Below are 20,982 nucleotides of genomic sequence, written 5' to 3' on the forward strand. Positions count from 1 at the left end.
TTCTTTCGGATCACAATTCCTGTCTAGCATTTGAGAGCAGGCAAAGCCTCTTCGAAATGGATCTCCGTCGGATACTGACCGGTAAAGCAGGCGAGACAATGTCCGTTGTTGGGCGCTGTATCCTTGCGTCCGATCGCAGCCAGCATTCCCTCTACCGACAAGAAAGAGAGGCTGTCGGCTTCGATGATCTGACGGATTTCTTCCACCGATTTGGTCGCCGCGATCAGCTCGTCGCGGGTCGAGGTATCGATTCCATAGAAGCAGGGATTCATGACGGGCGGCGAACTGATTTGCACATGCACTTCCCTGGCTCCTGCCTCGCGCAGCATGCGCACGATTCGGTTGCTGGTCGTGCCGCGCACGATGGAATCGTCGATCATGACCACACGCTTGCCTTCCACCACTTTGCGCACGGCAGACAGCTTCAGGTAGACCGCTCGCTCACGCAGTTCCTGGCTCGGCTGGATAAAGGTGCGGCCGACGTAGCGGTTTTTGATCAAGCCGATCTCGTAGGGGATCCCAGTCGCTTCCGCGTATCCGATCGCTGCGGAGATGCTGGAGTCCGGCACCCCTGTCACGACATCCGCTTCTATGGGCGATTCCAGCGCAAGCTGCTTGCCCAGGCGTTTGCGGGCCATGTGGACGTTGATTCCGTCGATGTCGCTGTCTGGACGCGCGAAGTAAATGTATTCGAACGTGCAGATTGAACGTTGTGTATGCGGGGTAAACTTGGTCTCGGTCAAGCCATTCTCATCAATGATGATCAGCTCGCCCGGCTGCACATCCCGCCAGTACTCCGCTCCGATGATATCAAAAGCGCATGTCTCCGAAGCGACGCAGATCGCATCTCCAAGGCGTCCCAGCGACAAGGGGCGCAGTCCATTGGGATCGAGCGCGATGATGAGCTGGTGATTGTTCATGACGACGAGGGCATAAGCACCCTTGATATGCTGCAGGGCATCCTTCACCGCTCCGGGCAGATCGCTGCTCTCGGAACGAGCGATCAGATGCGCGATGACTTCGGTATCGCTTGTCGTTTGAAAAATAGAGCCTTTTGCCTCCAATTCCTTGCGCAGAACAGCTGCATTCACCAGGTTCCCGTTGTGGGCAACTGCCATACTGCCCTGTGCATAGCGGAAAAAGAGCGGCTGGGCATTCTCAATCTTGCTGGAACCTGCTGTCGTATAGCGGGTGTGTCCGATGGCGATATGACCGCGGAATTTTTCCAGATCTCCTTTGCCAAACGCTTCCGAGACGAGCCCCATTCCGCGATGCTTATACCACTTCTCGCCGTCGGAGGCGCAGATCCCTGCGCTCTCCTGACCGCGATGCTGCAGGGCGTGAAGCCCCAGATAAGTCAATTGAGACGCTTCCTCGTGGTTGTAGATGCCAAATACGCCGCATTCTTCATTCAATTTGTCCCAGATCAACTTATCAAACATGGAATCGCATCCTTCCAGGCTGCTTTCACCTCTTGAATCGAAGCACGGATGGCTTCTGTTCCGTTCACGTTTACCACGAGGCTGTCGCCTCCGGTTTTTCCGATCACTTGTGCAGGCACACCGTGTTCCTGAGCCAGCGCCAGCACTGCCGCTGCCTGCTCCTGCGAAGTGCTGAGCAGAATGCGGGACTGTGATTCGCTGAACAGCAGAACATCTGGACGCAAGGAAGATTCAAGCTCTACCTGCGCACCGAATTCTTTCCCAAAGCAGGATTCAGCCAGGGCTGCGCCCAGACCGCCCTCGGACAGATCGTGTGCAGATTTGACCAATCCTTTGCGGATAGCAGTCAGAACCAGCTTTTGTACAGCCGCTTCCTTGGTCAGATCGATTTGCGGCGGACGACCGGAGATGGAGCCGGTAACCAGCTTCTGATACTCGCTTCCGCCCAGCTCGGCGAATGTCTCGCCCAGCAAGATGATGGCGTCGCCTTCGTGCTTGAAGTCTTGTGTTGTAATATGGTCTACATCGGTGATCAGACCTACCATGCCGACAGTCGGAGTCGGATAGATCGGCTCGCCGCTGCGTTCATTGTAGAAAGAGACGTTTCCGCCGATAACCGGCGAGTCCAGCGCCACACATGCCTCGCTCATGCCCTCGCAGGCCTTTTCGAACTGCCAGAACACTTCAGGCTTCTCCGGGCTGCCGAAGTTGAGGCAGTCGGTGATCGCCAATGGCTCTGCGCCGGAGCAGACGACGTTGCGGGCCGACTCGGCTACGGCAATTGCGCCGCCTACTTTTGGATCGAGGTAGACGTAGCGTCCGTTGCAATCGGTGCTCATCGCCAAAGCCTTGCGAGTGCCGCGCACCATGACGACGGCTGCGTCAGAGCCAGGCTTTACAGCGGTGTTGGCGCGGACGATATGGTCGTATTGCTCGTATACCCACGCTTTGCTGGCGACAGTCGGCTGTGCCAGGATGCTTTTCAGCGTTTCATTCAGGTCAGCAGGCTCGGGAATCGCAGCCAGCACATCTACCTTTGCATTCGCTTCGTAATAAGCAGGGACAGCGGATGGACGATGGTAGACGGGCGCATCTTCCGCCAAGCTGTCTACAGGCACTTCCGCTACGACTTCCCCTTTGTGCAGCAGACGCAGCATGCTGTCATCGGTTACTTTCCCGACGACCGCAGAAGCCAAGCCCCATTTGTCAAAAATCGCGATGGCCTCGGCTTCTTTGCCGCTTTCTACTACTACGAGCATGCGCTCCTGGGACTCGGAGAGCATCATTTCGTAGGCGGACATGCCGGCTTCACGCTGCGGCACCAGGTCGAGGTTCATCTCGATCCCGTTCCCTGCTTTGGACGCCATCTCGGAGCTGGAGCTGGTCAAGCCAGCCGCGCCCATGTCCTGAATCCCGACGACAATCCCTGTATCAATCAGCTCCAGGCATGCTTCCAGGAGCAGCTTTTCCATGAACGGATCTCCCACCTGTACGGCAGGACGTTTTTTCTCGGAGTCTTCATTCAGCTCCTCCGACGCGAAAGTAGCGCCGTGAATGCCGTCGCGGCCCGTGCTGGCTCCCACGTAGATGACCGGGTTGCCGATGCCGGAGGCGACGCCTTTTTGGATTTTTTCGTGATCGATCAGACCGACGCACATGGCGTTGACCAATGGATTTCCTTCATACGTCGGATCGAAGTTGACCTCTCCCCCGACGGTCGGAATCCCGATGCAGTTGCCGTAGCCTGCAATCCCTTCCACGACATGCTCAAACAGATACTTCACGCGCGGGTTGGTCAATTCGCCAAAACGAAGGGAATTGAGAACCGCGATCGGACGGGCACCCATCGAAAATACATCGCGGATGATCCCGCCGACACCCGTTGCCGCGCCTTGATACGGTTCAATGGCGGATGGATGGTTATGGCTTTCGATCTTAAAGACGACGGCTTGTTGGTCGCCGATGTCTACGATACCCGCTCCTTCGCCTGGGCCTTGCAGGACGCGAGGACCCTTCGTCGGAAAACGGCGCAGGACAGGCTTGGAGTTTTTATAGGAGCAATGCTCGGACCACATGACACTGTAGAGTCCGGTCTCTGTCCAGTTCGGTTTGCGTCCGATGATGTCGACCACGCGTTGGTACTCGTCATCAGTCAGGCCGATTTCGCGATACAGCTTCTGCTCGGCAATTTGTTCAGCTGTCGGTTCATTATGCGTGAGTTGTGGCACGGTTCCGTTCCCTCCAGGTCTTCAGGATTGAAGTAAACATGCGGCGTCCGTCATCGGATGTCATCCAGGCATGGACAGCGCGCTCCGGGTGAGGCATCATACCGAGTACGTTGCCTTTTTCATTGATAATCCCGGCAATATCCTCAAGCGAGCCGTTGGGGTTTTCCCCATGATAGCGGAACACGATCTGATTGCCCCTTTTCAATTGGGCCAGCGTTTCTTCGTCACAGTAGTAGTTGCCTTCTCCATGCGCGATCGGGATGTGGATGACCTCGCCCTGGTCGTAATCCTTAGTAAAGGCTGTATCGTTGTTCTCTACGCGCAAAGCGGACAGCTTGCAGCGGAATTTGAGGGAGCGGTTGCGCAGCAGGACGCCTGGGAGCAGTCCAGCTTCCGTGAGGATCTGAAACCCGTTGCAAATCCCCATGACCAGCTTGCCTTCCTCGGCCGCCTTCACCACTTGCTCCATGACGGGCGAGAATTGGGCGACAGCACCGCAGCGCAGGTAGTCTCCGTACGAGAAGCCACCGGGCAAAAGAATCACGTCATACGCGGAAAGATCGGTGTCGGAGTGCCAGACGTAATCCACCGGCACGCCCATGACGTCTTCCACCGCGTTGTACAAATCGATGTCGGCATTGGAGCCGGGAAAGACAATAACGGCTACTCGCATCACTCAGCCCTCCACGATCTCAAAGCGATAGTCTTCAACCACCGTATTGGCCAGCAGCTTTTCACACATTTCACGGACACGTTCTTCCGCCTGGGCACGATCATTTGTCCCCAGCTCCAGCTCCATGTACTTGCCGATGCGCACGTTCGCCACCTCGTCGAAGCCCAAGGTGTTCAACGCTCCCTTTACTGCATTCCCCTGCGGGTCCAATACACTTTCACGCAATGTCACATACACAATTGCCTTAAACATGGACATCCCCTCCCAATCTTCTCAGCATTTCCTGATACGCTTCCTCCACATTTCCCAGATCGCGGCGAAAACGGTCTTTATCCAATTTTTCATTTGTTTCTGAATCCCAGAACCGGCATGTATCCGGCGATATTTCATCGGCGAGGAGAATGTCTCCCTCCGGCGTTCTTCCAAATTCCAATTTAAAATCAACCAGTGTAATCTTGCGTTCGCGCAGATAAGGACGCAACACTTCATTCACTGCGAGGCCCATGCGTTCCAATGCCGCCTGGTCCTCTTCGCTCGCAATCCCCAAGACCTTGATATGGGAAGCATTGACCAACGGATCTCCCAAGGCGTCATCCTTGTAGTAGAATTCGACGACAGGTTCAGGCAAGACGGTGCCTTCTGCCATGCCCAATCGCTTCGCCAGCGAACCGGCAGCGATATTGCGAACGACGACCTCCAGCGGGATAATCTCAACCTGACGAACCACTTGCTCGGTCGCGGACAGGAGGCGGATAAAATGATTGTCGATGCCGCGCTCTTTGAGCATCGTGAAAAAGATGGCGGTAATCCGGTTGTTCAGCTCACCTTTTCCCGTGATTTGAGCCCGTTTTTCACCGTTGAATGCCGTAGCGTCATCCTTGTACTCCACCCAGTACTGCCCGGGCACAGAAGTCCGATAAATCCGTTTTGCCTTTCCTTCGTAAAGTTGTTCTTGTTTTTCCACCGTAGAAGTCACCTTCCCAGATAAAAGGGTTGTATTGCGATTAATTTACGAACGATTCAAATACATTAAAACATAAACATACGCATTTATCAACGAAAACTCCCAGAAACACCTTCGACAAACGTTCGGTTTTTACTGGGTATTTTCTTTATATATTTGTTTATCATTCGTCATATGAACCGTTCTCGCTCCATTCCCCCTTCGCTTCTGCGCTCCTTTCCTGTCTTGTGATACACTAAGGAAGTAAACCTACTAGGGAAAGAAGGAATCCAGATGTTGTCTTTCGAGGTCTCCTTTCCGACGCAGATTTTTTTCGGCATGGGGGAAATCAATCTGTTGGGAGAAAGGGCAAAAACCCTTGGCAAAAAGGCCTTGCTTGTCACCGGAGGAAATTCTGCCAAGCGCACCGGCCTTTTGGCACGCGTCCAGACTCTCCTGGAAGAGGCCAATATCGCGGCTGTTCTTTTTGATAAAGTGGAACCCAATCCACGCACAGCAACTGTAGATGCCGGGGCTGCACTGGCGCGTGAGCAGGGCTGTGATTTTGTACTGGCTGTAGGGGGCGGCTCCGTCATGGACGCTTCCAAGGCGATCGCTGCTGCAGCGAAATCCGGCCGTCCGATCTACGACTACATGCGCGGCAATCCGAGCGGGTCCGCCAAAACACTCGTTCCTGTAGTCGAGGCCTTGCCGATATTGACCATCCCGACAGTAGCTGCGACCGGATCAGAAGCCAACTCCGTCACCGTACTGACCCATTGGGAAACCCATGAAAAATCGTCCTTCAACGGCCCGGCCCTCTTTCCGAAAATCGCGATCCTTGACCCGTCTCTCACCTTTACCGTCCCCGCTCGGGTTACGGCAGAAGCGAGCGCGGATATTTTTTCCCACATTTTTGAAAGCTATCTGATCAGCGCCCCTGGAACGCATGTTCAGGACGGCATCTCCGAAAATCTGATCCGCCTGGTCGTGGAGCATTCCGTCAGAGCGATCCAACAGCCCGATGACGCTGAAGCTCGCGGGACACTCCTGTGGGCCAGCACCCTCGGGATCAGTCCCTTTGCCCTCGCTGGACGCGGACTTCGGGTCGGCATGCCTTTGCACGGCATCGAACATCCGTTGAGCGGCTTCTACGACATGGCGCATGGGCGCGGACTGGCGATTCTGTCCCTTCCTTATTTTGAACAAGTGATTCTGCCTGATCGCCCGGATCGGCTGGCTCGCATGGGACGCAGCTGCTTTGGCATAACGGAGGCTGACGACCATGCTTGCGCCCGCGCTACGATTGAAGCCATACGCCAATGGTACGAACGTATGGGAATCACAGAACGCCTGTCTGATTTTGGTGTGAACCGCGACGCTCTCCCTCGCTTGGCAGAGGATGCGGTACATATCGGCGGACGCGGATACGGATACCTGCCCAGCTCCCGCAATCTGAATGCAGAAGACATAGTGTCGATCTACGAGGCTTGCCTGTAACAGACTCTCATCTTGACTCTGGCATCATTTGGGCGAGTTGTGCCATAATAGAAATTAGTAAAATATTTTTTATCTAAGGGGTTGTCTTGCTATGGCAGATCCACGGATTAACGAACTTGCGAGCCGGCTTATTCGTTACTCGCTGAACCTGCAAAAAGGGGAAAAGCTGCTGATCGAAAATACGGGGCTTCAGCCGGAGCTGGTGCGTGCGCTGGTCCGAGAAGCTTTTGCCGTCGGTGCGCTCCCTCTGGTAACGCTCAAGGACCAGGAAGTGCTGCGTGCTTTATATGAAGGAACAAGCGAAGAACATATGGCTTTGATGGCGAAGTACGAATATGAGCGGATGAAAGATATGGACGCCTACATCGCCATCCGCGCCTACGAAAATATCAACGAGCTGTCGGATGTACCCGAAGACAAGATGGGCATTTACGCCCGCGTTCTCTACCAAAAGGTACATACGAATGAACGCATTGCCAACAAACGCTGGGTGGTCCTGCGCTACCCGAACAAATCGATGGCGCAGCTGTCCAACATGAGCCTGGAGCGCTTTGAAAACTTCTACTTCGACGTCTGCAATCTGGACTACGCCAAAATGTCCCGCGCCATGACACCGCTCAAGGAACTGATGGACCGCACCGACCGCGTTCGCATCGTCGGGCCGAAAACGGATCTGCGCTTTTCCATCAAAGGAATCGGCGCGATCAAGTGCGACGGCAAGCGCAACATCCCGGATGGCGAGGTGTATACGGCTCCTGTACGTGATTCGGTCGAAGGAACGATCTACTATAACGCCGCGACCAACTACAACGGCACGACCTTCACCGACGTGCAGTTTACTTTTAAAGAAGGAAAAATCGTCGAAGCGACCAGCTCCAACACCAAGGCCTTGAACGACATCCTGGATACGGACGAAGGCTCGCGCTATATCGGCGAGTTTGCGATCGGCTTCAATCCGCATATCCTCCACCCGATGCTGGATATCTTGTTCGACGAGAAGATTGCCGGCAGCTTCCACTTCACACCGGGCAACGCGTACAATGTGGCGGACAACGGCAACCGCTCCTCCGTCCACTGGGATCTGGTGCAAATCCAGCGCCCTGAGTACGGCGGCGGGGAGATCTGGTTCGACGATGTGCTGATCCGCAAAGACGGACGGTTTGTCCTGCCGGAGCTGGAAGGCTTGAATCCGGAGAATCTCGTGTAATTTATAGGGATCATCAGGTAAAGAAAACGTAGATAGAGCCGCCTCTTCTCTGAGTACGGCTCTATGTTTTAGGTTCAGATACGAAGATAAGACTCTATAGAATTTTTCATATGATTAACGAGTGCTATTACCTCTCTGTCCAGTCCCTCCCACTTATCCACATACTCTCCGCGATAGGCTTTTCTTGCTAAGTTGAGTAAAGTCGCATGCTCTGTAGGCAACTGAGGTATAGCCCATTGCGCAGCTGTATCTTTTGATGCGATTTCACCAACAGCCACTGTCAGCCACATCCGTGCAAGGGTTAACAATACGTTTCGTTCGTCGCCCTTGATGCCCTCCATTAATCCTGGCAAAGACTCCATAATCGCTCTTCGAATATCTGCCATTGGCACGGGATCAAGTACATCGGAAGCATCAGAACCAAACAGAGGAACGCTATTCTTTATTACTTGTGCTAAAACAATAGCCAAATCAGGGTCATACGTTGGTTCCGGAATTTTCCCATTCTCAAACTCATCCCTGAGCCACTCACCGTAGAGATATTCATTTTTTGGCGGAAATCGCCAAGGGACAACATCTCCATGGTTTATTACCGTAACTTCAAATGGTCGCACAGAATCTGTATTTCCTATCTTTCCGGATATATGCATGAGTCTGTCTGTTAGTTTTCTGCGAATTTCTTCACTCAAGCTTTGATTTACAACCACTAGGACATCTACATCACTATTCATGCGTAAGCCACTAGTTACTGCAGAACCAAATAAATATACCCCGACTATTGCACCGCCAAGCAATTCCTTTACAACTTCACATGCTTGGATCGCTTGCTTAGGTATTTTTTCGTTATTCAAGTCACTCAATAGCTGCAAGCTCCTCCCGTCTAAAATGTACAATACTGCTGATTATTCATTCTATCGTGCTTTCTTTCACCGTACCATCTTGCATCAGGCGGGATTCCACAAGCTCTCCTTTTTCATTCTTGCTGTAAAAAGTAAAGCTCAGCACTTTTTCCTCTTTATCAAACTCGATAAATAATTGTGATTTTAGGGAGCCGTCCCCCAATCCCTGCATGTCGACGTCATCCATGTTATCCGGTGCTGTATACGTGTAGCCTTCCTTTTTTCCAAAATCATATCGCCACATCTTGGTATCGTTCATGGAGCTCGTTACCTCGGCATCATAGTCGACTTCAAGCAGGTTTTTTACTTCCTCTTTGGACATTCCCAGCTTCAATTTTTCCTTTACAACTGTAGCAGTCAGATCAACGTTTATCACTTGCTTTTCTGTCGGGGCCGGAGCAGACGCAGGCTCATTGCTGCAGCCGGTAAGGGACAACCCCCCACATAAAAGCAGCATACTGGCAATCGTTCTGAATTTCAGCATTCATCATTTCTCCTTTCTTCTGTTAACCCCCGTTTGTAAAGACGCCTCCATTTGGAAATATGTTACATCACCAACTTGGCAACGCGGTACAATGTGACGGACAACGGTAACCGTTCCTCCGTCCACTAGGATCTGTGCTAATCCAATGCCCTGAATCATCTGGTAAAGAAAACGTAAATAGAGCCGCCTCTCCTTAGAGTGCGGCTCAAAGTTTTCTACTTGATCATTCTACTCTGCATGTCGACATCATTACATTTGATGGCATGAGGATGAAGGACCCGCAGGAAATGAAGCAAAAATCACCCCTGACGGTGTCGATGCCGCGGCTCTCACGATCTTTCGTATCTCTGTTGTATATTTGCGCAATTCATAAGAAATCTGAACTGCGAAGCTATGCTATTCTGCAAATACACCTTTTCCTGAGTACACGAAGCTGCAGGCACGAGCATTGTATCAAGCACACAGAATCGTGGAAAACAAACGAAAATGTAAGGGGAGAATGTATCATGAGAAAGATCCGTATCGCTTTCTGGATATGCACCATCCTATTCTCGCTGGGGATGTTATTCCCCACTATTTCAGCCGTTCTGGGAGAGAAGGAAACAGTGAAGTTCATAACGGAGCACTTCGGGTACCCGGCCTATTTCGTCTTTTACAGCGGAATCGTGAAAGTACTCGGCATTGCGGCGATCCTGATTCCCGGCTACCCCCGAGTGAAAGAATGGGCTTACGCGGGATTGGCGTTTGACTTGATCAGCGTCGTTTATTCGAGCATTGCCGTCGGCGATTCAATTATTGCAGGCTGGCCGATGCTCATATACTTCCTGCTGTTGGCCGGATCGTATGTGTATTATCACAAAATGAAAGCTTCCGTCAGTACAGCTGCCACTGACACCATGTCTCAAAAGCTGCAATAAGCGCCTCCCTCAAAATGAAACGGCTCGAGCCCTGCCTAAATCCGGTAGGGCTCAGCTTTTTTATCGCAAGCACACCTGCATTTGGAGCAGAAAGCTCTATTCCGTTTGCAAATAATACTGGATCAATCCATCCATCACATCATCCAGCTTGCGGAACTCGAAGCCCGTCGCAACAGCCTTGCTTACATCAGGAGACAAGGATGCCTCGAAGTTATACGGGGAGGTCGATTCCTTCTCCGTCGATGGAACAATGATTGCTTCTGTGTTTGCGGCATGTGCGATGCGATCGAGCAATTCCTGCAGCGAGAGATCTCCGGGAGAGCCGGGATTGTAGGGACCCTGAAGCTTTTGATCAGCAGCGAACTGGATAAAACGGGCAGCATCCTCGGAGTCGATATAGCCAAGTCTGCTTTCGGGATTGTCGATTCCGATCGGCAGACCCGCCTTCACTCGATCGACATGAAACTGCAAGCGTCCCGTGTAGTCGTCTTCCCCGATGACTAGCGGAAAGCGAAATGCAGTTGCTGGTACATCGCCTGTCTGGAACAAGACAGCTTCTGCCTGTCTCTTCGTCTCTTTGTACCCTGAAACTCCTATGTATTCTCTGCGGGATTTCAACTCGATCGGGTAGGCATAAGGGTCGTATTCCGATTCTTGTTTGGATGTGCCATAATCGTAGACAGACATGGTAGACGTAAACAAATAATGACCGACTCTACCTTTTAAAACTTCTAAAGCATCTTTAACCTCGATTGGAGAATAACAGGATTGATCGAATACACAGTCATAAAAGGTATCTGTGCTGCCAAAGGCTTCCTCCAACGTCTTCCTGTCCTCCCTGTCAATGATCAGACGCTGTACGCTGTCGCCAAACGGATCTGGCGTTCTTCCCCTCGTCGCAATGGTCACATCCCAGCCGCTGTCGACGAGATTGCGTACCAAGCGCTTTCCAAAAAACTGAGTCCCGCCAATCACCAATGCTTTTTTCATGATGATCCCTCTTTCGATAAGAATTTTTTTATCGATCTCTGATCATCATAGCTGATATTATTTCATAATTCAATCTATTCAACCAAAAATACCTGTAGTATGGAATTTCGTCTTATAAAATGGAGGTATAATTATGAAGTACTTGCCATTTTGCCTCTTTTTCCTCTTAGTAATAGGATGCGTGGAAAAGGATACCTATCAGCCCGTCGTTGATCGTGACGCGATAGTAGACAGGATCAATTACATTCACGACTTTAATTCCGCTGAGGAGTTCGATACAACCGAGTTGATGGGGCTTCAACATGATCCTGGGCGAAAAGATTACAAAATCGTTCTTACTGATTACTTTACAAATGTCCTGAAACAGGAAATGGAGTCATTTCAAACAATGAGCACTACCAATAATCTACGCCATATTCTCGTGATAACCAAAGATAAGGTTGCCTATCGAGTGGATCTGAAGCAGTGGGAGGAATTTCAGAACATCTGGACTGTAGATATGTATGGAACGGCTGACATCCAACAATAAAACCTGACGCACAAAGCGTCAGGCCTTCTCCTCTTTTTCGGCGAACAGATGATTCAACTTTTGATAGGTCGGAGGAAACTCCGCCTGATAGCGAAGGTACGTCGGGATTGGGTAACGAATGCCGCCTTTTTGCGTACCAGCCAGACCTTCTACCAATTCCTCGGCATCCCGGTAGTGAAAGCTGAAGGCCATCTCATGATCTTGCGTCTGGGCAAACAGTCTGTCTCCATAACACGGCACGATGACTTGGGGCTCGCCGGTCTGCAACGGCTTGATCGCAATATCCGCACAGTCGGCACGGCTGGAAAAAGTAGAAGGAATAGAACCGCCCCGCTTGTACAGCATCCCCGCCACGAGACGCATCACCTGCGCCGAATTGCCGTAGATTACGACTACATCCGGCTCGACGGTTGCACGATCCAGTGGATAGGAAACGTAATACCCGCTTTCCTCCGCCGACAGCTTCGGCACATCCTGCTCGCTTGCGGCCCCAGCTTCCAGACTATCGGTGTACATGCCGCAAGCCAGATTTCCCTCTGTGTAAAAGGGCAGCTGCGGCTCGTAGCCAAACGCCACCTGCGCGATGGGACAGGAGAGGTCTGATCCGTTCATAGCGACGCTCCAGCCGTAGCGCCGGGAAAATCCGACTGCCTGACAAATCGTGATCTGGTAGCCGAAATCGCGCATGGGCCGCTTGGTTTTCTCTGGCAGGTCGTCTTCCGCTTTCACAATCTTGATTCCGACCGGGAATGTATCAGTGCGGATATACGTCTGCAGGGCCTGGTTGAGTTCCTTCGTGTTCATCTTCCATCCTCCCCCTTTTTGCATGGAAAAACTTATACAACAAGTCTAACAACTTTTTTCGGAAAATTCTATTTTCTGCCGCTGAAAGAGTGTTCCGCCTTTTCCGCTGCGCCTCGGTCAAGATCCCAAATATCTTCGCTTATCTCCCCTTTTTCCTCGTCCAGCTTCAGTTTGTCCCCGCACTTTCTTCTTCGTGTTTCTCAAGAAGTTATTTTTCCTATACAAAAAAACGGCGTGGTTGAGCGATGCCGTTCCCACGCCGTGATCTTTTACGAATACCTCGACCTACCCTCCGCTGTACTTCTCCTCAATCTCCGAACGCATCTCACTATAGGTCTGCGTCGTCAAGCCGACCAGGTAGTCGATCAACTCCTCCTTGGATTGCGTGACCAGCGCCTCTCTTTCCAGTCGTTTCTGCAACAGATATTCTCGCGGCTGATTGCCCAGCTTGCCTGTCGCAGTCAGATAATCGATGGCTGCGCCTACATTGAGGCTTTCCCGCCAATTTTTCTCGTACCAATCCCGATCGTAGGCATCGATCCATTTTTTCCGGTCGATCAATACCGCATCGACTTCGGACAAGGCATCGCGCTTCCACTGTTCCCATTTTTGCGCGATCTCTTTGGCTCGCTCCAGCTCTTGCTTGAACTGCTCGCGATTGGTGACGTTGGCGTACAGCCCTTCCGATGCGGCCGCGATCTCTTTCAGTTGCTTCTGGCCCTCTGCGTTGACGTCAAAGCCGATCACATTCAGGAGCGGCATGATTTCGGACTGGGAAAGCTCTCTGGCGACCGCGACCGGATCGCCGTCACAGGTCTCGATCCCGTCACTCACCAGGTAAATGACGTTGGTATTCTTGTCTGCCGAGAACTGGGCCATGTCCTGCTGCGCCATTTGCAGAGAATGCGCAATCGAGGTCCAGCCGTTCGGTTCAAATTGCTTCAAGGCATCGTCCAGCTTCTTCGCATCATACGATTGGAGCTGATAGACGAGATCGCTGCTGGAGCAGGAAAGCTGTTTGTGGGCATCCGAACCGCTCCCCTTATGCCCGTAAACCCTCAGTGAGATTTTTGCTTCCTCAGGCAGAGACTCCGCGAACTCCTTGATCGCCTCTTTGGCCAGCTCCATCTTGGTCTTGTCGCCGATTTTCTCCTTCATGCTGCCGCTCGCATCAAGGATAATCTGCACGTTGAAATTTTCGCGAAACAAAAAACGGGCATCTCCCACATCCGGACTCCCGAATGAAGCCATCCGCCAACGATCCACGACCATTTGCGGGCTCAGGTAATCCTCTGTAAACAACGTGAGCAGCTGCCCCCAGTAAACATCGATCAGAGATTGATCCATCCCGTCGATCAAGGGCGGCAGACGGTCCAGAACTTTGACAATCTGTGCCCGATGCGGATAATTCGCCAGATAAAATTGAGTGCCAGCCAGCGGACCCGGCTGGGAGCCGATCAATTCTTGGGTCGTCTCAGGCATGCGTGGTACGCCTGCAGTTCCGGTTACGGCTGATCCGAAAGAACAGCCGACAAGCGACAAGGTCAACACCAAGCCGCTTACGATATGACGCCATCTGGATCTACATGCCATCTCACTCATCGCCTCCTTTCTGCTAATCTGCCTGTTTCTCTATAAGGAAAGATGGACGTCTGTCCATTGAAGCACCTCCGCGAAGCGAATCCGTCTGCCTTCCGCTGTCTGTTCGATCTCATCGCGATGATTGGACAAGAAATCAAGGCCAAAATTTTCACTCTCATACCGGACGGACGTCCTTACTTCGATCCGCTGCTCGCTGTTGAACATCTTCACACGCGACCCGCTTCTGATGGCACCGTTTGAAGACAAGATGCTGCCAACTGTACTTTGAATTTTTCTTTCTGCAACTGCCATATGTTGCCATACGTATCCTTCCAGTACAGAATTGGTCGGTAGATTAACCAAGAGCACCTGGTCGATCGCGTTGTACAGTATCTCACTATCCGACCAGCTCGGATGGGCACTGCGCAAGGAGATTTTGGCCGCCTTTACCTGCGGCGAGATCGGGACCATGTTGAACGGAAGGTTTGCATCATAAACTTCGATCGCCCTCTCCGCTTCTTCGTAGACAATCTGCGTGGCACCAAGGCTGGCCTGCTGAGCACTATTCGCCGCCACTTCCTTGTCGACAAAGACGGTCGACATGTTGAACAGCAATGTGAACATAACGAGTGAAAAGAAGAAAAAGATCGTCAGGACAAACACCGTCATATTGCCGCGTTGATCACGTAAGCTATTCGCTATTTGTCTCATCTAATGAACCACCCGCCCCCGCAGCTCGCGGCTCAGCGAGATGACTCTGTCTTTTTCCTCCATGTTTTGCTTGATAAAATCCGGGATAAAAAATAGATCCAGATTCACGCCAATACGCGCAACAAACAGGTTATCCCCTTCATGGGAAATCAACGAATTCGAATCGTTGTAAGAAATGCCTCCCCCAGCGGAGTTGACGATTTCGCGTGCAGCTTTTCTAGCTTCCGAGGAATTACCGGTAATCGAATAGACCTTCGCCGCTTCGTTAGCAGCGGACTGGGCAATGATGACGGCATAAACACCTGTTAAAAATTGCCATAAAATCAAGAGAATCAAAAAGACGAATGGCAGAATTCCAATAAACTCCACTGTCACAGAGCCTTTTTTATTTTGTAACGCCCGACTCCATCTTTTCATAAGACAGTCACCTCCGCAGAAAACCCTGCCTACCCCTCTACTACCAATCTTTCTGCTTCAACTCTCTCTGCTTCCATTTTTTCTGCCTCGATCGCCTTCATCAGCTCTGTGCGCCATTTGACGGTGTACATCGTAAACATCACCGCGATGAAGGGGAAGATCAGCACTGTCAAAATCATTTGCGTAAAGAAAACCGCGCCGAAGCTGGTCGTAATAAACGTCACCGATGCCAGCCCGACCAGACCAATCACCCATTGGATCGCACTCGTCAACAGGATCAGGCCCAGAATCGGGACAAAATGCTTTTTCCCCATTTCGAAGGCAGACCGCAAGCATTTCCAGGGAGATGCTTGTTTCATGACGGTCAGATATGGGGTCAGATAAAACAGCACTAGCAGGATGACCCCCGGCACGACGAACAGAAGCAAACCAATACACACCGCCAGTACGTAGACGATCCCATACAGGAAAACGGAGAAACCGGACTCCCAAAATGTGCGGAAGGCCTTGCGCAGCGGCTTCTCTTCTCCCTCCATCTCGCTGATGACGAATTTTGCGAACACAATCTGAACTAATGTCAGGAACAGCAGAAGCAAGAACAGATTATAAAAACTGGCGACGACAGGTGCCCCTGTCAAGGCAGCCAGAAAATTCACGTAGTTAATCGCCACATTGTGTACCAGCAGCAATGGCAAAACAATAACGGCCGAAATCAACAAAAGCGATTCGATATGACGCGCGTAAAAGTGAATGCTCTCTTTCAATGGATTCACCAAGTCGGCCCCCTTTGTTCGCTCCTTCTTCCTCAGCTAAGGATTGCGCAGGATGGTGAAGAGCTGGTTTCGATAAATCTCTTCATTTTTTTCTAACAGTGCATGTCTCATATCTGCTGCATCCTGGTAAGGAACCCCTTTTACTTCCATGTCCTGAAGGGATTTTCTCATGATTCTCCTGATTTCTCCCCGCCTGTAGTCACGCAGCAGCGCGACCAACTTCTTGGCAATCTCCCTTTGCTCCTTGGCCAAATTCAGACGAGAGGAATCAAAAAAATGATATACACGGTCGACAGCATCTTGCAGTTCGAATTGTCTGCGCAAGCGTCGGTACAATATATAATCAGAATCCAGCAGAGCATCTCGCATATGTTTCTCGTCGTCAACCGTCGTATAATTCCGCGCAAGCATCTCGTTGTGATAACGCATGCCCCGCTCGTAGATCGCCTGCAATTCATTCACACTGTTGACCATGATGTCACACATCTCGATCACATCCGCTGTGTCCTGGCGAAGCTGACCATCCATCGCTTGTTCACAAAACGGAAGGAGCGCCCGCAGATAATCGCGCTTTTGCTCATACATCCATACAGGCTTCTCCTTATCCACTGCGAAATCTTTTGTAAAATTAATGGCAGCGTTGTTATGGGACATAAACAGGCGGACAGCGCGGATCGCCTCTGCCCGAGGGGGAACACTTCCATCGCTTCGAAGGATCAGATATCCGACCGCCTCATTTTTCCCCCATCTCCAGTACTGCACGTTGTAGTAGACTTGATCGTCTAACAATGCCGCATGATTAAACAAATCCGGCTTTTCAAGGAAGCGTTTATATTTGTTGATCTGTTCTCGTACTTGTGCTGTTCCCTTTACATTTATTCGGGAGATCATGTTGGCACTTCCTTTGCTCAGTGCTCTTCTCCTAAGGATTTCGCAGGCTAGACATGATTGAATGAAATATTTTTTCATTAAATTCACTCACTGCCTGTCTCATTTCCAGGACATCCTGATAAGGGACTCCTTGTACTTCCATGTCTTTAATGGATTGTTTCATGATCCGCCAGAGCTCTTCCCTTCTGTAATCACGCAGCAGACTGACCAACTTTTTTGCCATGTCACTTTGTTTCCCAGCCAATTCAAGGCGAGAAGAAGCAAAAAAATGATAGATCCGATCGACTGCGCTTTGTACTTCGCATTGTTTGCGCAATCGCCGGTACAAAATATAATCAGAGTCAAGCAAGGCATCCCGCATCTGTTTCTCGTCATCAATCGTCGTATAATTCCGTGCAAGCATCTCTTCGTGGTAATGCATGCCCCGTTCGTAGATTGCCCGCAATTCCTCCACACTGTTGACCATCAACTGGCACATCTCGATCAAATCCTCTGCATCCTGGCGAGTCTGTGCATCCATTACATGTTCACAGAACGGGAGTAACTCCAGCAGACAATCCCTCTTTTGCTGATACATCCATACCGGCTTTTCTTTATCCCTCGCAAAATCTTGTGTAAAACTAATGACAGCATTGTTATGGGACATGAATAAACGAACGACCGGTCTAGCTTCTGCAAGAGGAGGCACACTCCCATCACTGCGCAGGATCAGATATCCAGCAGCCTTGCTCTTCCCCCATCTCCAGTACTGAACATTGTAATAGACTTGACCGTCAAGCATTGCCGCATGATTAAACAGGTCTGGCTTTTCCAAGAACTTTTTGTGTTTGTTAATTTGTTCTCGGATGTGTGGTGTTTCTTTTACGATAATGCGTGAGACCATCTTAGCTCCCTCCAGACCATTATGTCGTTCATGCTGTTGGTATACGATGCGGTGGGATCAGTTTCCTATGGACTAGGAAAAAATAGATTTTACAAAGCCCCATGTATCTTTTGCTGTGTCCTTGACCCAATCAATCGCATCTGTTGTTTTCTCTTTGAGCCACTTACCTATTTTCCCGTCGGCCAACTTGTCAATCCACTTGAGTGCTGTACTGCCCAGCCACAAGACTCCTCCTGCCGTGACAAGCACAACAGCAACTGTTTGCCCACCTGGAATCACGGAAGCGATCACGCCTGCGTCCATCAAAGTACTTCCTAAGCTGCCTACACCGTTGAGGAATTTCTCCCCTTGTTGCTCCGGAGTCAAGTTTGGGTCATCAATTTGGCTAAATGATGTGTAGGTATTAAAGGCGTCAAAGGGAAGGCTGATTGCTGCAATCCCGACATTCAACCCTGTTATCAGACCGGGTACCCGTGCAGCGTTCGCTCCTGAAGTCGCATTGGAGAATGAACGTTGGTATTCGGCGGCTCTTGCCGCTGCGTTCGCATTCTGCTGCAATACGAGTTTGTAAGAGTCGTACGCTCCCTTTGCCCCCATGATATCGAGAGCGCCACTTGTATAATTCTGGTAAGGAGAACCATCTAGGCCAATATCCAGACCCTTCAGCCCAAGTGTCAGCAAGACTTTGGAGTATCCGCCTGCCCCCGTTCCTACAGAAACTTGACCATGCTGCAACATATCTGCACTGTAACTAAGGGTGTCCCCCATAATATCCTTGATGGAAAATTGCATCATCTTGTAAGCCATGGTCTCGCCAAACGGCGGAGGATTTGCCTGGGGACCCGGCCCCTGACCAGGCGGTGTGAGTTGCGGTACTTCACTGCCGACCCGTCCTCCTGCAGCTCCGCTGCCATCCGGTGTCGTCAGAGCAGGTGCCCGACCGTCTGGTGCCTGAAGCTGGGGCATGCTTCCGTTCGGTGCTTGCATTTGAGGCATATTCCCGTTGGGAGCCTGAAGCTGAGGTGTATCCCATTCGGGTTCTTCCAACTGTGGGACAATTCCCGGCGGAGGCTCCAATTGAGGCATATCCCATTGAACGCCATCCAGTTTTGGTATTTCCCAATCCGGTGCTTGCAGATTAGGAGCCTCGTAGTTAGGCACCTGAAGCTGCGGTGGCTGTAACGTCGCTCCCTCTGCCAGCACGATCACGGGGAAGGCATTCATCAAAAGAATAATAAAAGCGAAGATACCGGCTATCCAAGGTCTTCCTCGTCTTTTATCCACTAGCCACCCCTCCTGTGTCACGCTAGTTTTTTCTCATTTCGTATGTTTGTTCGATGGCTGCCACTGCTTCCTTATATGACTTTTCATTGAGATCTCTTAGAAAAGCTTCCATTTCCCTGCCATGCTTCACGATAATCTGGTCTTGCTGCTTTTCAATCTTTTCCAGGGCCGAGATGGTTCCTTTGTCCAGGATCTTCAATCTGTTTAGATCGGTAAAGAGAGAAAGAAAATTATAGCTTTCCCTTACAGAATTGCTGTACCAGTTCGATCCATAGACATGGATAGATGCTGCTTGGGACAGGTTCGCCGACAAAGCATCATAGGTAGCGCCGTTTCTCCACTGGATCCATTTCCGAGCGATTTCATTCGCCTTCTGAAATTCACTTTGCAACTCTTTTTGATCCTGAATCAATACGTAGCGGCCGCCTGCCGCTTCCGCTACCTGTTTGAGTTGTCGCTGCCCTTCCCCATCTACTCCAAAGCCGACCACATTGACGATTGGTGTAATATCCGAATCGCCCAACTGTTTTGCCACCGCCACCGGATCACCGCCGCATGTCTCTATCCCGTCACTGACAAGATAGATGATGTTCGTGCTGTTTTCCCCTTTGTAGGAACGCAGATCCTCTTGTGCCTGCTGCAGGGCCAAAGCGATCGGAGTCCAGCCAGCCGGTTTGAATTGCGCGAGGGCTTCATTCATCTTTTGCGAATCATACCCTTGCAGCGGGTACATGACGTCGCTTTTGCTGCAGGAGAGCTCCTTCTGCGATTCCGCCCCGCTCCCTTCGTGTCCGTAAACCCGCAGGCCCACCCGCGCCTCTGGTGGAAGCGATGCAGCGAAGGAACGAATCGCCTCTTTCGCTGCTTCCATCCGCGTTTTATTTCCTGCCATATGCCCCATACTGCCGCTTGCATCCAGGACAATCATCACATTGTACTGCTCTTTGAACTGAAAACGCGGATCATCTACCTCGGGATTGCCGAAATCGTTCAATTTGATTTGGTTGATGATTTCCAGCGGTTCCGGGTAGTCCTCGGCTAAAAGCCCAAGCAAGGCCAGATAATACAATTCAATGGTTTCCTGATCAGGGTCTTTGATATTGGGGATTTGACTTATCACTTTGCGGATTTCTTCCTTCTGCTTGCCGTAAGTCGTACCAGAAAATAGGCCAGGCGGCATGTTATAAAAATCCTCTGCGGTTTTTGGCAGTTTGCTTAGTTCCGCAGGAATCATCGCCTTGAGCGCCTTTACTTGCTCTTCTCGCTCGCTTGCGCTAGGCTCTGGTTCAGGTGTCTCTTTTTTTCCTTGCTCGCTGCCATTCGGTTGCGGCTCGACCTTCACAGGGGGATTATCGGCAGGGGGTGCATCCACTGGCTCTGATTCTGGCGCAGAACAGGCGTACAACCCAACAAAACAAACCAAGAGGATGGCGATAAAGAATGATTTCGTTGTTTTCATGACGGTATCCGTACCTCCCCCTCTTTTAAAAGCTCTTATTATGTAAAAAAGCTGGCATTACAGATGCCTGCATGCCAGCGCACCCGGCCTTATTCTCCCTTGCTGATGCCTTTGATGATGTTGGACAGAGTCTGGGAAACTGCACCACCCACGACTTCATCGTCTTTAAAGAACCCTTGAATCGCGGCAAAAATGGCCAGGATAACCCCTGCCAGGGCGATCCACTCGATCGCTTGCGCACCTCTCTCGTTGTTCAAGGAAACCATTGTTTTTGCATAGATTTTTTGAATAGCGTTTGTCATCATATTTCATTACTCCCCTCATGGTTTTAAAAATGAAAAATATACGAATTGCTGTTATCCACTAT

The 20,982-nt window shown here is 51.0% G+C and carries 22 protein-coding genes; 4 read left to right on the forward strand and 18 right to left on the reverse strand.

Annotated features, from left to right (window positions below; genetic code table 11):
• Positions 1-23: 23 nt before the first annotated feature.
• Genes purF through purC form a run of 5 tightly spaced genes read right to left on the reverse strand, consistent with a single transcriptional unit; the run spans position 24 to position 5,307 of the window.
• Complete coding sequence (gene purF, locus T458_RS39525; protein WP_023556585.1) at positions 24-1,442, reverse strand: amidophosphoribosyltransferase; 1,419 nt, start codon at positions 1,440-1,442, stop codon at positions 24-26.
• Positions 1,427-3,670: a phosphoribosylformylglycinamidine synthase subunit PurL gene (purL, locus tag T458_RS39530; protein WP_023556586.1), complete on the reverse strand. Its 2,244-nt coding sequence runs from the start codon at positions 3,668-3,670 to the stop codon at positions 1,427-1,429. The genes purF and purL overlap by 16 nt, the downstream gene beginning before the upstream one ends.
• Positions 3,651-4,343 carry a phosphoribosylformylglycinamidine synthase subunit PurQ gene (purQ, locus tag T458_RS39535; protein ID WP_023556587.1) on the reverse strand — a complete coding sequence of 231 codons (693 nt, stop codon included), beginning with the start codon at positions 4,341-4,343 and terminating at the stop codon, positions 3,651-3,653. The genes purL and purQ overlap by 20 nt, the downstream gene beginning before the upstream one ends.
• A gap of 3 nt (positions 4,344-4,346) precedes the next feature.
• Positions 4,347-4,595, reverse strand: a complete 249-nt coding sequence (purS, locus tag T458_RS39540) for a phosphoribosylformylglycinamidine synthase subunit PurS (protein ID WP_023556588.1) — start codon at positions 4,593-4,595, stop codon at positions 4,347-4,349.
• Complete coding sequence (gene purC, locus T458_RS39545) at positions 4,588-5,307, reverse strand: phosphoribosylaminoimidazolesuccinocarboxamide synthase (protein WP_023556589.1); 720 nt, start codon at positions 5,305-5,307, stop codon at positions 4,588-4,590. Before purC ends, purS begins: the two co-directional genes overlap by 8 nt.
• A 273-nt stretch (positions 5,308-5,580) precedes the next feature.
• Between purC and T458_RS39550 the strand changes: the two genes are divergently transcribed.
• Positions 5,581-6,786, forward strand: coding sequence for an iron-containing alcohol dehydrogenase (locus tag T458_RS39550; protein ID WP_023556590.1), 1,206 nt, complete (start codon positions 5,581-5,583; stop codon positions 6,784-6,786).
• Positions 6,787-6,877: 91 nt separating this feature from the next.
• Positions 6,878-7,993 (forward strand): aminopeptidase, encoded by a 1,116-nt coding sequence (locus tag T458_RS39555; protein ID WP_023556591.1) that lies wholly within the window; start codon positions 6,878-6,880, stop codon positions 7,991-7,993.
• Positions 7,994-8,067: 74 nt separating this feature from the next.
• On the opposite strand, the gene ant(9) is transcribed toward T458_RS39555, so the two are convergent.
• Together ant(9) and T458_RS56050 are read right to left on the reverse strand one after the other, a co-directional pair.
• Positions 8,068-8,853, reverse strand: a complete 786-nt coding sequence (gene ant(9) / locus T458_RS39560) for an aminoglycoside nucleotidyltransferase ANT(9) (protein WP_023556592.1) — start codon at positions 8,851-8,853, stop codon at positions 8,068-8,070.
• 46 nt (positions 8,854-8,899) lie between these two features.
• Positions 8,900-9,376 carry a hypothetical protein gene (locus T458_RS56050; RefSeq protein ID WP_023556593.1) on the reverse strand — a complete coding sequence of 159 codons (477 nt, stop codon included), beginning with the start codon at positions 9,374-9,376 and terminating at the stop codon, positions 8,900-8,902.
• A gap of 506 nt (positions 9,377-9,882) precedes the next feature.
• On the opposite strand from T458_RS56050, the gene T458_RS57175 reads away from it, so the two are divergent.
• Positions 9,883-10,293, forward strand: a complete 411-nt coding sequence (locus T458_RS57175) for a DoxX family protein (protein ID WP_023556595.1) — start codon at positions 9,883-9,885, stop codon at positions 10,291-10,293.
• Between the two features lie 96 nt (positions 10,294-10,389).
• Here the strand turns inward: T458_RS57175 and T458_RS39575 are convergent, their stop codons facing one another.
• Entirely contained in the window at positions 10,390-11,283 is an 894-nt protein-coding gene (locus T458_RS39575) for an NAD-dependent epimerase/dehydratase family protein (RefSeq protein ID WP_023556596.1), read from the reverse strand.
• 133 nt (positions 11,284-11,416) lie between these two features.
• On the opposite strand from T458_RS39575, the gene T458_RS39580 reads away from it, so the two are divergent.
• Complete coding sequence (locus tag T458_RS39580; protein ID WP_023556597.1) at positions 11,417-11,812, forward strand: hypothetical protein; 396 nt, start codon at positions 11,417-11,419, stop codon at positions 11,810-11,812.
• An 18-nt stretch (positions 11,813-11,830) separates the two neighbouring features.
• Here T458_RS39580 and T458_RS39585 read toward each other — a convergent pair whose 3' ends face one another.
• The 10 genes from T458_RS39585 to T458_RS0128765 all read right to left on the reverse strand — a co-directional run bounded on the left by T458_RS39585 (position 11,831) and on the right by T458_RS0128765 (position 20,920).
• Positions 11,831-12,616 carry a DUF169 domain-containing protein gene (locus T458_RS39585; protein WP_023556598.1) on the reverse strand — a complete coding sequence of 262 codons (786 nt, stop codon included), beginning with the start codon at positions 12,614-12,616 and terminating at the stop codon, positions 11,831-11,833.
• A 285-nt stretch (positions 12,617-12,901) separates the two neighbouring features.
• On the reverse strand, positions 12,902-14,209 hold the full coding sequence (locus T458_RS39590; RefSeq protein ID WP_023556599.1) for a VWA domain-containing protein: 1,308 nt from the start codon (positions 14,207-14,209) through the stop codon (positions 12,902-12,904).
• Between the two features lie 39 nt (positions 14,210-14,248).
• The gene (locus T458_RS39595) at positions 14,249-14,908 is read right to left on the reverse strand and encodes a Tad domain-containing protein (RefSeq protein ID WP_023556600.1); all 660 of its coding nucleotides are present in this window, start codon (positions 14,906-14,908) and stop codon (positions 14,249-14,251) included.
• Complete coding sequence (locus T458_RS39600; RefSeq protein ID WP_023556601.1) at positions 14,909-15,325, reverse strand: TadE/TadG family type IV pilus assembly protein; 417 nt, start codon at positions 15,323-15,325, stop codon at positions 14,909-14,911.
• Positions 15,326-15,354: 29 nt separating this feature from the next.
• The gene (locus tag T458_RS39605) at positions 15,355-16,098 is read right to left on the reverse strand and encodes a YciC family protein (protein WP_023556602.1); all 744 of its coding nucleotides are present in this window, start codon (positions 16,096-16,098) and stop codon (positions 15,355-15,357) included.
• A gap of 36 nt (positions 16,099-16,134) precedes the next feature.
• Complete coding sequence (locus T458_RS39610; protein WP_023556603.1) at positions 16,135-16,989, reverse strand: hypothetical protein; 855 nt, start codon at positions 16,987-16,989, stop codon at positions 16,135-16,137.
• A 31-nt stretch (positions 16,990-17,020) separates the two neighbouring features.
• On the reverse strand, positions 17,021-17,872 hold the full coding sequence (locus tag T458_RS39615) for a hypothetical protein (RefSeq protein ID WP_023556604.1): 852 nt from the start codon (positions 17,870-17,872) through the stop codon (positions 17,021-17,023).
• 72 nt (positions 17,873-17,944) lie between these two features.
• Positions 17,945-19,156, reverse strand: coding sequence for a hypothetical protein (locus tag T458_RS39620; RefSeq protein WP_023556605.1), 1,212 nt, complete (start codon positions 19,154-19,156; stop codon positions 17,945-17,947).
• A gap of 22 nt (positions 19,157-19,178) precedes the next feature.
• Positions 19,179-20,615, reverse strand: coding sequence for a vWA domain-containing protein (locus tag T458_RS39625; protein WP_023556606.1), 1,437 nt, complete (start codon positions 20,613-20,615; stop codon positions 19,179-19,181).
• 89 nt (positions 20,616-20,704) lie between these two features.
• Positions 20,705-20,920, reverse strand: coding sequence for a hypothetical protein (locus tag T458_RS0128765; protein WP_035316085.1), 216 nt, complete (start codon positions 20,918-20,920; stop codon positions 20,705-20,707).
• Positions 20,921-20,982: the final 62 nt, after the last annotated feature.

It is taken from the genome of Brevibacillus panacihumi W25 (assembly GCF_000503775.1).
GTDB classification, from domain to species: domain Bacteria; phylum Bacillota; class Bacilli; order Brevibacillales; family Brevibacillaceae; genus Brevibacillus; species Brevibacillus panacihumi_A.

Bases quoted from the DNA above. Each gene is read 5' to 3' on its own strand.
- purF (WP_023556585.1), bottom strand. From the start codon at position 1,442: ATGTTTGATAAGTTGATCTGGGACAAATTGAATGAAGAATGCGGCGTA.
- purQ (WP_023556587.1), bottom strand. From the start codon at position 4,343: ATGCGAGTAGCCGTTATTGTCTTTCCCGGCTCCAATGCCGACATCGAT.
- purS (WP_023556588.1), bottom strand. From the start codon at position 4,595: ATGTTTAAGGCAATTGTGTATGTGACATTGCGTGAAAGTGTATTGGAC.
- T458_RS39550 (WP_023556590.1), top strand. From the start codon at position 5,581: ATGTTGTCTTTCGAGGTCTCCTTTCCGACGCAGATTTTTTTCGGCATG.
- T458_RS39555 (WP_023556591.1), top strand. From the start codon at position 6,878: ATGGCAGATCCACGGATTAACGAACTTGCGAGCCGGCTTATTCGTTAC.
- T458_RS56050 (WP_023556593.1), bottom strand. From the start codon at position 9,376: ATGCTGAAATTCAGAACGATTGCCAGTATGCTGCTTTTATGTGGGGGG.
- T458_RS57175 (WP_023556595.1), top strand. From the start codon at position 9,883: ATGAGAAAGATCCGTATCGCTTTCTGGATATGCACCATCCTATTCTCG.
- T458_RS39575 (WP_023556596.1), bottom strand. From the start codon at position 11,283: ATGAAAAAAGCATTGGTGATTGGCGGGACTCAGTTTTTTGGAAAGCGC.
- T458_RS39580 (WP_023556597.1), top strand. From the start codon at position 11,417: ATGAAGTACTTGCCATTTTGCCTCTTTTTCCTCTTAGTAATAGGATGC.
- T458_RS39585 (WP_023556598.1), bottom strand. From the start codon at position 12,616: ATGAACACGAAGGAACTCAACCAGGCCCTGCAGACGTATATCCGCACT.
- T458_RS39590 (WP_023556599.1), bottom strand. From the start codon at position 14,209: ATGGCATGTAGATCCAGATGGCGTCATATCGTAAGCGGCTTGGTGTTG.
- T458_RS39595 (WP_023556600.1), bottom strand. From the start codon at position 14,908: ATGAGACAAATAGCGAATAGCTTACGTGATCAACGCGGCAATATGACG.
- T458_RS39600 (WP_023556601.1), bottom strand. From the start codon at position 15,325: ATGAAAAGATGGAGTCGGGCGTTACAAAATAAAAAAGGCTCTGTGACA.
- T458_RS39610 (WP_023556603.1), bottom strand. From the start codon at position 16,989: ATGATCTCCCGAATAAATGTAAAGGGAACAGCACAAGTACGAGAACAG.
- T458_RS39615 (WP_023556604.1), bottom strand. From the start codon at position 17,872: ATGGTCTCACGCATTATCGTAAAAGAAACACCACACATCCGAGAACAA.
- T458_RS39625 (WP_023556606.1), bottom strand. From the start codon at position 20,615: ATGAAAACAACGAAATCATTCTTTATCGCCATCCTCTTGGTTTGTTTT.
- T458_RS0128765 (WP_035316085.1), bottom strand. From the start codon at position 20,920: ATGATGACAAACGCTATTCAAAAAATCTATGCAAAAACAATGGTTTCC.